This window comes from Actinomadura sp. K4S16 (genome assembly GCF_008327685.1).
Classification (GTDB): domain Bacteria; phylum Actinomycetota; class Actinomycetes; order Streptosporangiales; family Streptosporangiaceae; genus Spirillospora.
On sequence record NZ_BDDE01000011.1, the window covers coordinates 380,621 to 393,161 of the forward strand.

Here is a 12,541-nt window from a genome sequence, read left to right on the forward strand (position 1 = left end):
CGTTCTCCCCAAACCGACGAACGCGCCGCGCCGGAACGGACACCTCCCGGGGGACGACTTTTCAGGCTTGCCCGTCCGGGGCGGTCTCGCTGAGGCGCCGGGCCAGGTAGCGGCGCTCGGCGTCGTTGGCGGCCAGGTCCAGGGCGCGGCGGTAGGCGGCGGCGGCCTCGGCGTCGCGGCCCAGGCGGCGCAGCAGGTCGGCGCGGGTCGCGGGCAGCAGGTGGTAGCCGTCCAGGCCGCCGGAGCGCTCCAGGTCCTCGACCAGTTCCAGGCCGGCGGCGGGCCCGTCGGCCATGCCGACCGCCACGGCCCGGTTCAACCGCACCACCGGGGACGGGACGAGCGCCGCGAGCCGCCCGTACAGCACGGCGATCTGCGGCCAGTCGGTGGCGGCGGCGTCGGGAGCGGTGGCGTGGCAGGCGGCGATGGCGGCCTGCACCTGGTACGGGCCGGGCGGGGGCCTGCCGGGCACGGGCCGCAGGGCGTCCTCCAGCACGGCGACGCCCTCGGCGATCTCGGCGGCGTCCCAGCGGGAGCGGTCCTGGTGCTCCAGGGTGACCAGCGCGCCGGTGCCGTCGACGCGGGTGCCGGCGCGGGCGTCGTGCAGCAGCATCAGGGCCAGCAGCCCGCGCGCCTCGGGCTCGCCGGGCAGCAGCGACACCAGCAGCCGGGCGAGCCGGATCGCCTCCCCGCACAGCGCGCGGCGCTGCGGCTCGCCGCCGGCGGCGCCGTACCCCTCGTTGAACATCAGGTACAGCACGCCGAGGACGGCGGTGGTGCGTTCGGGCAGCAGGTCGGGCGGGGGGACGCGGTAGGGGATGCGCGCGTCGCGGATCTTGCGCTTGGCGCGGGTGATCCGCTTGGACATCGCGGCCTCCTCGACCAGGAACGCGCGGGCGATCTCGCCGGTGGTGAGCCCGGCGAGCGTCCGCAGGGTGAGGGCGACGCGGGCGTCCAGCCGCAGCGCGGGGTGGCAGCAGGTGAACATCAGCCGCAGCCTGTCGTCGCCGAAGGCGTCCGGCTCGGGCGGCGGGGGCGGTGCGGCGGTGCGGGCGGCCTGGGCGAGCTTGCGGGCGCCGGCGGCGTCGCGGCGCAGCCGGTCCACGGCGCGGTTGCGGGCGGTGGTGGTCAGCCAGGCCCCCGGCCGGGACGGGACGCCGTCGCGCGGCCAGCGCTCCAGCGCCGCGGTGAAGGCGTCCTGCGCGCACTCCTCGGCCAGGTCCCAGTCGCCGGTCACCCGGATCAGCGTCGCCACGACCTGGCCCCATTCGGCGCGGAAGGCCCGCGCGGCGGCGTCCGCCGCACCGGCCGCGCCGCTCGCCGGGGACGCCGGGGGCTCGGGAGGTGTGGGGGCCGTGCCGGTCACGTCGTCTCGGGGCCGGGTTCCTCGACGGGCCGGATCTCGATCTGGCCGAGCGCGGCCCACGGGTGGCGGGCGGCGATCTCGACGGCCTCCTCCAGACCGCCGCACTCGATCAGGGAGAACCCGCCGATCTGGTCCTTGGTCTCGGCGAACGGGCCGTCGGTCAGCAGGACCTCGTCCCCGCGGACCTTGACGGTGGTGGCCTGGTCGCTGGGCGCGAGCCCGGCGCCGCCGCGGATGACGCCGCGCCGCGCCATCTCCTGCGACCAGCCGCCGCAGCCGGTGGCGGCGGCCTGCTCGGGATCGGTGCCGGCGGTCTCGTCGCTGCAGATCATCAGCACGTAGCGCACGGTTCCTCCGCTGACCGGGGTCGTCCTCGGACGGGTGCCCGTCCGCACAGCAGCATCCCAGACCCGCCCCGGCCCTGCCGATACGCGGGTGAAGGCGATCCCGCGGAACCGGCGGCCGTCCCGTCGGCGCCGGACCGGCGAGTGCCGGCGACGCCGTGCCGCCCATCGGCCGAGCCTCCGCGCGAACGGCGGTAAAGGCCCAGGTAGGAACGTTCCATGTGCGAGCTCCGCCGGACCTGTCTAGCGTCTTCGGCAGCGGGCCCGCATCGATCGTTTCGTTCACAGAGAGAGGTTCTCCATGACCATCCTCGTTACCGGAGCGACCGGCACCGTGGGCAGGCACGTGGTCGATCGCCTCGTCACGGCCGGGTGCTCCGTCCGGGCGGTCACCCGCGCCCCGGAGGCCGCCGGGCTGCCCGAGGGCGTCGACGTCGTCAAGGGCGACCTGAACCGACCGGGCGACCTGGCGTTCGACGGGGTGCGGAGCGTGTTCCTCATCGCCGGCCTCTTCGACCCGGAGCGCACGACCGTCCTCGCGGAGGACTTCGTCGGTCGCGCCGTGGCGGCCGGGGCCGCGCGGATCGTGACCATGACCAGCGCCGCCGTCACGATCCGGCGAGGCTACGAGAGGCTGCGCGCGGTGGAACAGGTCGTCGAGGAGTCCGGGGCGGCCTGGACCCACGTGCGGCCCGGTGAGTTCGCCGTCAACAAGCTCGACGTCTGGGGCGAGTCCATCCGGACGGAGAACGTGGTCCGCAACGCCTACCCCGACGGCGTCGGCGTGCCCGTCCACGAGGCCGACATCGCCGAGGTCGCCGTGATCTCCCTGCTGGAGGACGGCCACGCGGGCCGGGCGTACTCGCTGACCGGCCCGGAGCCGCTCACCCACCGGCAGCAGGCGGAGGCGATCGGCGCCGGCCTCGGCCGTCCGCTCGCGTTCGAGGCCCTGACGTACGGGCAGGCCCGCCAGGCCTACATCGCGGCCGGGATGCCGATGGAGGTCGCCGAGTTCATCCTGGGCTACCAGGCCGAGTACGCCGAGGAGCCCCCGGCGGTCTCGCCCGTGTTCGAGCAGGTCACGGGAAGGAAGGGGCGCACGCTCGCGCAGTGGGCGGCCGACCACGCCGCTGAACTGGCCCCCGCCGGCTGACGCGTGCATGAGGCGCGGCCGGTGCCGCGGGCCCTCGACCCGCGGCACCGGCCCTCCTCCTCCGCTCGCCCTCCTCCGCGTCCGCGCCGCCGGAGGAGACCCCCGGGCGGCCGAACGGCCGGCGGCACTCCGGCGGGCACACGCGAACGATCCGGAGCTGCGCTCGATCGACCTGCTGACGAGCACGCCGTACGACCTCCGCGTAGGCCGTGACCTCCTGAGCGTCCCCGGCGGTGAACTGCCGAAGCCCGCGTTCGCCGTTCGTTGACCGGGGGTCGGGAACTCGCAGAATGTCGAGGATGGGCACTCCATACGGGTTCGGGGCGCGCCGGGGCGCGTCGGCGGCGCTGCGGGGGGCGGGCCGGTGACGGGGCTGGATCCGGGGGTGGTGGCGGGGCTGGTGCTGCTGGCGGTGGCCGCGGGCGTCGGGATCACGGCGGTGGGGCCGGGCGGGGTGCTGGTCACCGCGGGGCTGGTGGCGCTGACGCCGCTGTCTCCGGCGCAGGTGGCGGGCACGGCGCTGGTCACCAACGTCGCGACGGGGGTCCTGGGCACGGCGGTGTACACGCGGTCGGGGCAGTTGCGCGAGCCGCGGACGCGGCGGACCGCGGTGCTGCTGTGCGCGGGCGCGGCCGCCGGGACGCCGGTGGGGGTGGTGCTGAACGGGCTGGTGACGGGCCGGGTGTTCGGCGTGCTGCTGGGGGCGCTGGTCGCGGTGACGGCGGTGCTGGTGCTGGTCCGGCGACCGGGCGGGAGGGGGTCCGCGGCGGGCGGGCCGGGGTGGCCGGTGACCGCGGCGGCGGGTGCGGGGGTGGCGGCGGCGGGCGCGATGTTCGGGGTCGGGGGGCCGATGCTGTGCGTGCCGCTGCTGGTGGGCCTGGGGGTGCCGGTGCTGTCGGCGCTGGCGGCGGCGCAGGCCCAGTCGGTGGTGATCGCCGGCGCCGGGACGGTCGGGTACGTCGCGGCGGGCGCGGTCGACTGGCCGCTGGCGGCGCTGGTGGGCGTCCCGGAGCTGGCGGGGGTGCTGGCGGGGTGGGTCATCGCCCGGGCGGTGCCGGCGGGGGCGCTGAAGGCGGCGCTGGTGGTGAGCCTGCTGGTGCTGGCACCGTATGTGGCGCTGCGCGGCTGAGTCGTCCGGTGGGCGGCGGACGCGGCGGCCCGCCGGGGCCGCGGGGCGAGCAGGCGGCCGGTGGCGCGCGCCGCGGCAGGGCGGCGTGGGTGGGGTGGGTCAGGTGCGGGAGCGCAGGCGGCGGAGCATGCGGGCGTCGGTGAAGCCGACGGCGCGGGCGGCGGCGTCGGTGGTGGCGCCCTGCCCGATGAGGTGCTCGGCGCGTTCGAGGCGCAGTTCCTGCTGGTAGCGCAGCGGGGTGAGGCCGGTGGCGGCGGTGAAGCGGCGGGTGAGGGTGCGTTCGCTGACGCCGGCCTCGGCGGCCAGGACGTGCAGGGGCAGGGTGCGGGTGTAGCGGGCGTCGATGAGGTCCTGGGCGCGGTGGACGGCGTCGCTGACGTGCGCGCGGTGCCGGAGCAGCGCGCTGGCCTGGGGCTCGTCGCCGTTGCGGCGCGCGTACACGACCATGGCGCGGGCGGTGCGGGCGGCGGCGCCGGGGCCGTGCCGGGAGGCGACCAGGTGCAGGGCGAGGTCGATGCCGGAGGCGATGCCGGCGGAGGTGATGACGCGGCCGTCGGTGACGTACAGGACGTCGCGGACGACGGTGGCGCGGGGGTGGCGGCGGGCCAGGGCGTCCTGGAGTTCGTGGTGGGTGGTGCAGCGGCGCCCGTCGAGCAGCCCGGCGTGGGCGAGGGCGAACGCTCCGGCGCAGACGGAGGCGACGGTGCCGCCGGCGGCGTGGTGGCCCGCCAGGCGGCGGGCGGCGTGGGCGGAGACGGGCGGGGCGTGGGGTTCGCCGGTGCCCCAGCGCCATCCGGGGACCAGGACGATGTCGTCCGCGGTGAGGGCGGGCCAGGCGGTGGGCGCCTGGAGGGGGACGCCCTGCGCGGTGGGCACGGTGACGGGCGCGCCGGCGGGGCGGGTCTCCTGCCCGCCGCCGGGTGCGGGCAGGTCGGCGACGTAGGCGAGCCGGTAGGGCAGGCCGGCGTCGGCGGCGGTGCCGAACACCTGGGCGGGCCCGGCCAGGTCGAGCAGGTGCAGGCCGGGCACGAGCAGGAAGACGACGCGGGTCACGATCCGGTCAGCCTACCGGGGCGGGGGCGAGGTCGTCGAGGGAGGCGATCTCGGCGAACCGCCGCGCCAGGGCGTACTCGGTGCGGGCGATGATCTGGTCGGTGGGCAGGGTGGCGGGGTCGGCGAGGATCTCGGCGAGGGGGCGGCCGGGCGGGGCGTCGCGGTGCTCGATGGGGAAGGTGGCGGTGGCGTCGGTGACGAAGGTGACGCGGTAGCCGAGGTCGGCGGCCAGGCGTGCGGTGGTCTCGCAGCACTGCTCGGTCTGGATGCCGCAGATCACGACCTCGCCGACGCCGCGCTCGGTGAGCAGCTGCTGCAGGCCGGTGGTGGTGAAGGCGTTGCGGGAGGTCTTGGTCATGACGGGTTCGCCGGCGGCGGGGGCCAGGCCGTTCATGAGGCGGACGTGGCCGAGTGCGGGGTCGAAGGCGTTGCCGGTGCCGGGTTCGGCGTGCAGGACCCACACGACCAGGTCGCCGGCGGCGCGGGCGGCGGCGGCCAGGCGCGCGGCGCGGGCGGCGATGTCGGGCGCCGAGACCGCGACCCAGTTGGGGCGGCGGCGGAAGGAATCTTGGACGTCGATGACGAGGAGTGCGCGGTTCATGGTGTCGATCCTGGCCGGGCGCGGTGGCGTCCGGCAGGCATCATCGCGGCGGGATGCGGAACGATCCGGTCACCGGCCGGGGCGGGGCCTGGGTAAAGGATCTCGGGCGGGGGAGGGAGGGGACGTTCTGGGCGGGAATCCCCCGAGGTGAGGGGGTCTGCGCGAGTGAGGGGGACTCGGCATGGGCGGAGGCGGCAGGGGGCACGCGCCGGGCGTCAGCATGGGGGTGGAGGAGGAGTTCCTGCTGGTGGACGCGGCGTCGGGGCAGTGCGTCGCGGACGCCGAGGACGTCCTGGAGCGGGCCGGGCCGCACCGCTGGCGCGCGTCGGGCGGCTCGTTCCACACCGAGCTGCTGGGGTCGCAGGTCGAGGCGGTGACCGGGGTGTGCCACGACCTGGCGGGCCTGCGCGCGCAGCTGCGGTACGGGCGGGCGCGGCTGGCCGAGGCGGCGCGCGGGGCGGGCGCGCTGCTGGTGTCGTCGGGGACGCCGGTGCTGGGCGGCGATCCGCCGGCCGCCGCGCGGGGCGAGCGGTTCGCGGCGATCGTGGCCGCCTACGGCGACGTGGTCGAGGACTACCAGGCATGCGGCTGCCACGTGCACGTCGGCGTCCCGGACCGGGAGGCCGCGGTGGCGGTGGTGAACCACCTGCGGCCGTGGCTGCCGGTGCTGGTGGCGCTGGCGGCGAACTCGCCGTTCGACCGCGGGCGCCCCACCCGCTACGCCGCGCGCCGGATGATGGAGATGGCGCGGTTCCCGGGGGCGGGCGTGCCGCCGTGGTCGGCGTCGGCCGCCGACTACGACGCGCGGGTCGCGGCGCTGGTGGAGTCGGGCGCGCTGGTGGACCGGGCGATGACGTTCTGGCTGGCGCGGCCGTCGCCGCGGTGGCCGACGGTGGAGGTGCGGGCGGGGGACGCGGCGGCGACCGCGGACGAGGCGGTGCTGCAGGCCGCGCTGGTGCGGGGCCTGGTCGGCGCGGCGCTGGCGGAGCTTTCGGCGGGCCGGGAGGCGCCGCGGGCGGACGCGCAGGTGTGCGCGGCCGCGCTGTGGAACGCGGCCCGGCACGGCCTGGACGGCGCGATGGTGGACCCGGTGGCGGGCCGGGCCGTCCCGGCGTGGCGGCTGGTGGACGCCATGGTCGCCCACGCGGCCTCGGCCCTGGAGGACGCCGGTGACCTGGACACCGTGTTCACGCTGGTGGAGGGCGTGCGCCGGGCGGGGACGGGCACGGACCGGCAGCGCCGCGCGGCGCGGCGGGGCGGTCCGCGCGCGGTGGTGGACATGCTGGCGCGCCAGACCGAGTCGGGCGGCCTGGCCGCGGGCGCGGGGCCGGGTACGGAGGGCGGGCCGCTCGGCGGGGCGGCGGAGGGGCCGGGGGAGCCTCCCGGCGCGGCCCCAGGGGAGAAACCGGGCGTATGGGACGCGAGTGAGCGGGTACCGGAGCCGGACGCCCCTTGACGACGGAGGAGAAAATGACCGTTCAGCAGGAACGACCGCCCTCCCGCGGTCCCGGCGCGGCCGCCCCGGCGGCGGGCTTCGGCTCCGCGCTCGGCCCGGTGCGGGCGCGCGCCGACCGCGCCCCGGTGCTGCCGGCGCCGCGCGGGCCGCTGTCGCGGGCCGTGGCGGCCATCCTGGCCTCCGGCCCGCCCCCGGGCCCCGTCCACGACCCCGCTGACACGCCGGAGACCGCCGGGCTGGTCGCCGAGACGCAGGCCTGCGACCCCTACGGCGAGGACCTGCAACTGGCCCTGCACACCTGCTACGAGCTGCACTACCAGGGCTTCGCCGGTGTGGACCCCGACTGGGAGTGGGATCCGGGGCTGCTGCGGCTGCGCGGGGCGATGGAGGCGGTGTTCCTGGCGGCGCTGCGCCGCGACGTGTGGCGGACGGCCGGGTCGGAGGCGGCCCGGGACGTGCAGGGCGCGCTGGAGGAGTTGCTGGTCGAGCCGGTGGACGCTCGCGGCGTGTCCCACCTCCTGCGCGACGAGGGCGCGTGGTGGCAGGTGCGCGAGCACGCGGCGCTGCGGTCGGTGTACCACCTGAAGGAGGCCGACCCGCACGCCTGGGTCATCCCGCGGCTGCGGGGGCGGGCCAAGGCGGCGCTGGTGGCGGTGGAGAACGACGAGTTCGGCGGCGGGCGCCCGGAGATGACGCACCAGGGCCTGTACGCCGACCTGCTGGACGACCTGGGGCTGGACCCCTCCTACGGCGCGTACGTGGACGCGGCGCCGGCGGTGATGCTGGCGACGGTGAACATGATGTCGCTGTTCGGGCTGCGGCGGTCGCTGCGGGCCGCGCTGGTGGGGCACTTCGCCGCGGCGGAGATCACCACGGCGCCCGCGGCGCGGCGGATGGCGGGCGCGCTGGAGCGGCTGGGCGCCGGCCCCCGGGCGCGGCTGTTCTACACCGAGCACATCGAGGCCGACGCCGTCCACGAGCAGGTGCTGCGCCACGAGGTGATCGGCGGGCTGCTGGAGGCCGAGCCGGGCCTGGCCGGGGACGTGGTGCTGGGCGTGCGCGCGACGGGCCTGCTGGAGGACCGGCTGGCCGACCACCTGCTCGGCTGCTGGCGGGCGGGGCGCTCGGCGCTGCGGCGCCCGCTCGCCGACGCGCCGGCCGACGCGCCGGGGGCCGGGTGAAGGGGACGAGGAGGCCGATGATGCTGTTCAGGCCGCCGGGCGTGTACCGGCCGCAGACCGACACCTCCCTGCTGACCCGGGCGCTGCTGGCGTCGCTGGCGCGGGCGGGGGCGCCGCCGGGGGCGCGGGTCCTGGAGCTCGGCACCGGGACGGGCGCGGTGGCGCTGGCCGCGGCGCGGGCCGGCTGCGAGGTCGTCGCGGTGGACGCCTCGGCGCAGGCGGTGCTGGCGGCGCGGGTGAACGCGCGGATGCGGGGCCTGCCGGTGCGGGTGCTGCGCGGGGACCTGTTCACGCCGGTCACGGGGGAGGAGTTCGACGTGATCGTGGCCAACCCCCCGTACGTGGCGGGGGAGGCCGACCCGGCGTCGGTGCGGGGCCGGGCGCGGGCGTGGGAGGCGGGGCCGGACGGCCGCGCGCTGCTGGACCGGATCTGCGCGCAGGCGCCGGGGCATCTGGCGCCTGCGGGGACGCTGCTGGTGGTGCATTCGGCGCTGAACGGCGTGGCGGCCACGCTGGTGGGGCTGCGGGACGCGGGGATGCGGGCGTCGGTGGTGGCGCGGCACCGAGAGCCGTTCGGGCCGGTGATGCGGCGCCGCGCGGGCGCGCTGCGGTCGCGGGGGCTGCTGGTCGCCGGGCAGCGGCACGAGGACCTGGTGGTGGTGCGCGCCGACCGGGTCGGGGAGGAGGCGCGCGATGACCGCGACCGGGCGGCCGCCTGAGGCGCCCGCCGCACCGCCCGGGCCCGTCGCGGGCACGGCCGGTGCGGCGAGGCCGCCGGGAGGCGGGGCCGGAGGCCGGGAGCCGCGCCGGGTGCGGATGGTGCCGGGCGGGCCGGTGCTGGTGGAGGGCCCGGTGGAGGTCGTGCTGGAGGACGGGTCGACGGTCGTGTCGGACCGGTGGCTGGTCGCGCTGTGCGCGTGCCGCCGCAGCCGCTCCTACCCGTTCTGCGACACCAGCCACCGCCGGCGCCGCCGCGACCGGCCGGGCGCGGCGGCCGAGCGCGAGGCGGACTGAGCGCGAGGCGGACTGAGCGGGACGGCGCCGGAGCGCGGTCGCGAGGCTCCTCGCCGCACGGCGGTGCACCGTGCAGGGTGCGCCGTGCGGGGGCGTCTTCCAGGCGTCGTCGTGGAGGCGGTCGGGTCCGGGGCGGGTGCGTGAGCGGCGGCGGTCAGCCGCCGAGGCTCTCCAGCGCGGTGTCCAGGCGCTGGGCGAGGGCCTCGATCTGCTCCTCGTTGGCGCCGGTGTCGAGCTCGGCGATCACGGCCTCCCTCGTGGTGATCACCATGGCCTCCTCGGGGCCCTCGCCGCGCCCGGGGTCGGTGGGGACGACGGCGGCGCGGCCCCCGACGACGACGAGGGCGGCGTCGCGGTCGCTGGAGGCCAGCAGGGTGTGCAGGTGCTCGGGTGTGATCGTCGGCATCGGGTGACCTCCGGATCTGGTCGGGAGCCGTCGGACGTGGCGGCTGTCGGACGTGGCGGGGCGGTCAGGGCTTCTGGCCGACGCCGGTGGCGATCTCGCGGCCGCGCATCCGGCCGCCGGTGCCCGGGGCCAGCGGCGGGGTGCCGCGGCCGGCGCCGGTGCGCAGCCCCTCCAGGAACTCGCTGATCGCTTCGCGGGAGGTGTGCCGGGGCGTCCAGCCGAGCTCGTCGCGGGCCCGCGTGGTGTCCATGAGCGGGATCTGCAGGGCCAGGTCGAACAGGGCGGGGGAGGCGGGCACCAGGTGCAGGCTCCAGGCGGCGGCGATCGCGGCGCGCACGCCCCGCGCGGGCAGCCGCACGGTCCGGGCGCCGAGCAGGTCGGCGAGTTCGGCGGCGTCCAGGACGGGCTCGGCGGCGAGGTTGAAGGCGCCGCGGGCCTCGCCGGTGGCGGCGAGCCGGAACGCCTGCCCGGCGTCGGCGGAGTGCAGGACCTGCAGCCGCAGGCCGGGCAGGTCCGGCACGACCGGGATCAGGTCGGGGCGGGCGAGGCGGCCGGGCAGCAGCGGCCCGGCGAACAGGCGGCGCTGCTCGCTGGCGCTCTGCCGTTCGAAGACGAACCCGGGCCGCAGCCGCACGACCCGGCATTGCGGGTTGGCGGTCTCGAAGGCGTCCAGGAGCCGTTCGACGTAGGCCTTCTCGCGGCTGTAGGCGGCCTCGGGCCACCCGTGGGTGGGCCAGGACTCGTCGACCGGGCGGTCCTTGGGGCCGGGGGAGTAGGCACCGACGGAGGAGGAGTACACCAGCGCGGGCACGCCCGCGCTGGCGGCGGCGTCGAACACCCGGGCGCTGCCGACGACGTTGGAGTCCCAGGTGACCGCGGGCCGGTGGGTGGGCTGGAACAGCCACGCCAGGTGGACGACCGCGTCGGCGCCGCGCAGGAGCGGGACCAGGTCGGTGTCGGTGACGTCGGCCTCGGCCCAGCGCAGCTTGCCGGTCCCCTCGGGGTCGGCCTCGCGGGCGGCGCCGGGGCCGGGGTCGCGGCGGGCCAGCCCGACGATCTCGGTGACGGCCGGGTCCCCGGCGAGCGCGCGGACGGTGCTGGTCCCGATGTTGCCCGTGGCGCCGGTGACGACGACGCGCATGGCGATCCCCCCTCGTCGGCGGTCCACCTCCGGGGATCGTCCCCGCAGGTGGACGGCCCCATTCCCGTCCCGCGCCGATGTATGCCCGCCGCCCAACGCGCGGTGCTGCCGGGCATTGCCGCCGGGCGGTGCCGCCGACGGGGGGAGCGCGCCGGGTCAGGCGGGCTGGGGTTCGCCGGGGCGGCAGCGCAGGCACGGCCGGTACCCGGCGGCCCGCGCGGCGGCCAGGTCGCGGAACCCGCGCCGGTGGCCGGGGGTGATCCGGCGCGCGTCCCCGCACGTCGGGTAGCACACGATCCCGGTGGTGTCGGAGCCCACCAGCCGCACGCCGCTCCGCGCCAGCTCGGCCGCCTCCTCCACGTCGACGTCCTCGGCGCGCAGCAGCCGCTCCTTGGCGCCGGCACCGAAGACGTAGTCGCCGAGCGAGCCGTCCGAGCGGGTGACGCGGTGGCAGGGGATCAGCAGCGGGACGGGGTTGCGGCCCAGCGCCGACCCGACGGCGCGCACGGCCTTGGGCCGCCCGGCCTGCCGCGCGACCCACGCGTACGGGCGGGTCTGCCCGCGCGGGATCCGCGCGGCGGCGCGCAGCACGGCGGCCTCGAAGTCGCTGAGGCCGCGCAGGTCCAGGCGCAGCGGGCCGAGCCGGCCGGTGCGCAGGGCGGGCACGAGCCCGGCCGGGGGGCGCTCGGCGGGCAGCAGGGGCCGGGCGAAGCGGGCGCGGAACGCCGCGGCGAACTCCCGCTCGTCCATCCCGGCGCGCAGGTAGGCGACGCCGTGGTCGGTGAAGGCGACCTGCAGGCCCTCCAGGGGGCCGGGGACGTGGACGCGGCGGGCGGCGATGCGGTCCAGCAGGGCGGGGGGCGCGTCGGCGGCGAGCCCCGCCAGTTCGCCCGCCAGGCCGCCCGCCCATTCGCCGGCCGGGTCGCGGTCCCCGGCGAGGTCGCCGGCCAGCGGGTCGGGCGTGCCGCCGGCGGGGTCGGTGCGGTTCATCGGTGGCCCCCTTTCTGCTCGGGGTGGGCTGCGGTCCGGCCGGGTGCGGCGCGGCCGGGGCCGGCCTGGTCCGCCTGGTCGGGCGGGGTGCGGTCGGGTGCGGCGCGCAGGTCGCGCAGGCGGGCCAGGCCGCGGGAGATGTGGGACTTGACGGTGCCCTCGGGCAGGCCCAGGACGGCGGCGATCTCGGCGACGGGCAGGTCGGTGACGTGCCGCAGCACGACCGCGGCGCGCTGCTGGTGGGGCAGGCGGGCCAGCAGCCCGGCCAGCTCCCGGCCGGTCTCGCGGCGGGTCGCGGCGTCCTCCACGCCCTCGCCGGGGTCGGGCGGGTCGGGGGCGTCCTCGATGGGGGCCGCCGCCGGGCGCCGCGCGGCCGAGCGCAGGCTGTTGCGCCACACGTTGGTCAGGATCGTCAGCAGCCAGGCCCGCGGCTTCAGCCCGGCGATCCGTCCCGCGTCGTAGCCGGCCAGCGCGCGGTAGGCGCGCAGGAACGCCTCGGCGGACAGGTCCTCGGCCTCGGCCCACCGCCCGCACAGCCGCAGCGCCGTGGAGAACACCGTGCCCCGGTACGCCTCGTACAGGGCGGCGAACCCGTCGTCGAGGTCGCGTGCGAGGGCGGCGGCGACGTGCGCGCCCGCGGTGTCGCCGCCGGTGCCGCCCGTCGCGGTGTCCGCGGCGCGGTTGAGAGCTTCGTCCGTGACCGTCAC

Annotated in this window: 14 protein-coding genes; 6 read left to right on the forward strand and 8 right to left on the reverse strand. The window is 78.1% G+C overall.

What is annotated here, in order from left to right; all coding sequences use genetic code 11:
- Positions 1–61 precede the first annotated feature (61 nt).
- Together K4S16_RS08950 and K4S16_RS08955 are read right to left on the reverse strand one after the other, a co-directional pair.
- The gene (locus K4S16_RS08950) at positions 62–1,366 is read right to left on the reverse strand and encodes an RNA polymerase sigma factor (protein ID WP_149258382.1); all 1,305 of its coding nucleotides are present in this window, start codon (positions 1,364–1,366) and stop codon (positions 62–64) included.
- Positions 1,363–1,713: a YciI family protein gene (locus K4S16_RS08955; protein WP_149258383.1), complete on the reverse strand. Its 351-nt coding sequence runs from the start codon at positions 1,711–1,713 to the stop codon at positions 1,363–1,365. The genes K4S16_RS08950 and K4S16_RS08955 overlap by 4 nt, the downstream gene beginning before the upstream one ends.
- Positions 1,714–2,011: 298 nt before the next feature.
- On the opposite strand from K4S16_RS08955, the gene K4S16_RS08960 reads away from it, so the two are divergent.
- Together K4S16_RS08960 and K4S16_RS08965 are read left to right on the forward strand one after the other, a co-directional pair.
- Positions 2,012–2,863: an NAD(P)H-binding protein gene (locus K4S16_RS08960; protein WP_149258384.1), complete on the forward strand. Its 852-nt coding sequence runs from the start codon at positions 2,012–2,014 to the stop codon at positions 2,861–2,863.
- A gap of 364 nt (positions 2,864–3,227) precedes the next feature.
- Positions 3,228–3,992, forward strand: coding sequence for a sulfite exporter TauE/SafE family protein (locus K4S16_RS08965; protein ID WP_149258385.1), 765 nt, complete (start codon positions 3,228–3,230; stop codon positions 3,990–3,992).
- 99 nt (positions 3,993–4,091) lie between these two features.
- Here K4S16_RS08965 and K4S16_RS08970 read toward each other — a convergent pair whose 3' ends face one another.
- Positions 4,092–5,045, reverse strand: a complete 954-nt coding sequence (locus K4S16_RS08970; RefSeq protein WP_149258386.1) for a GlxA family transcriptional regulator — start codon at positions 5,043–5,045, stop codon at positions 4,092–4,094.
- 7 nt (positions 5,046–5,052) lie between these two features.
- Entirely contained in the window at positions 5,053–5,646 is a 594-nt protein-coding gene (locus tag K4S16_RS08975) for a cysteine hydrolase family protein (protein ID WP_149258387.1), read from the reverse strand.
- Positions 5,647–5,827: 181 nt separating this feature from the next.
- Between K4S16_RS08975 and K4S16_RS08980 the strand changes: the two genes are divergently transcribed.
- The 4 genes from K4S16_RS08980 (at position 5,828) to K4S16_RS46775 (ending at position 9,297) form a co-directional block, all read left to right on the forward strand.
- Positions 5,828–7,102: a glutamate--cysteine ligase gene (locus tag K4S16_RS08980; RefSeq protein ID WP_149258388.1), complete on the forward strand. Its 1,275-nt coding sequence runs from the start codon at positions 5,828–5,830 to the stop codon at positions 7,100–7,102.
- Between the two features lie 98 nt (positions 7,103–7,200).
- Positions 7,201–8,283 (forward strand): iron-containing redox enzyme family protein, encoded by a 1,083-nt coding sequence (locus tag K4S16_RS08985; protein ID WP_375708328.1) that lies wholly within the window; start codon positions 7,201–7,203, stop codon positions 8,281–8,283.
- A gap of 17 nt (positions 8,284–8,300) precedes the next feature.
- Positions 8,301–9,002, forward strand: a complete 702-nt coding sequence (locus K4S16_RS08990; protein ID WP_149258390.1) for a HemK2/MTQ2 family protein methyltransferase — start codon at positions 8,301–8,303, stop codon at positions 9,000–9,002.
- Positions 8,977–9,297 carry a CDGSH iron-sulfur domain-containing protein gene (locus K4S16_RS46775; RefSeq protein WP_149258391.1) on the forward strand — a complete coding sequence of 107 codons (321 nt, stop codon included), beginning with the start codon at positions 8,977–8,979 and terminating at the stop codon, positions 9,295–9,297. Before K4S16_RS08990 ends, K4S16_RS46775 begins: the two co-directional genes overlap by 26 nt.
- A 154-nt stretch (positions 9,298–9,451) precedes the next feature.
- On the opposite strand, the gene K4S16_RS09000 is transcribed toward K4S16_RS46775, so the two are convergent.
- From K4S16_RS09000 to K4S16_RS09015, 4 genes are all read right to left on the reverse strand, one after another.
- Positions 9,452–9,703: a hypothetical protein gene (locus K4S16_RS09000; protein WP_149258392.1), complete on the reverse strand. Its 252-nt coding sequence runs from the start codon at positions 9,701–9,703 to the stop codon at positions 9,452–9,454.
- A 64-nt stretch (positions 9,704–9,767) separates the two neighbouring features.
- The gene (locus tag K4S16_RS09005; RefSeq protein WP_149258393.1) at positions 9,768–10,844 is read right to left on the reverse strand and encodes an NAD-dependent epimerase/dehydratase family protein; all 1,077 of its coding nucleotides are present in this window, start codon (positions 10,842–10,844) and stop codon (positions 9,768–9,770) included.
- 156 nt (positions 10,845–11,000) lie between these two features.
- On the reverse strand, positions 11,001–11,834 hold the full coding sequence (locus tag K4S16_RS09010) for a methylated-DNA--[protein]-cysteine S-methyltransferase (RefSeq protein WP_149258394.1): 834 nt from the start codon (positions 11,832–11,834) through the stop codon (positions 11,001–11,003).
- A complete protein-coding gene (locus K4S16_RS09015; RefSeq protein WP_149258395.1) occupies positions 11,831–12,541 on the reverse strand; it encodes an RNA polymerase sigma factor in 711 nt (236 codons plus the stop codon). Before K4S16_RS09015 ends, K4S16_RS09010 begins: the two co-directional genes overlap by 4 nt.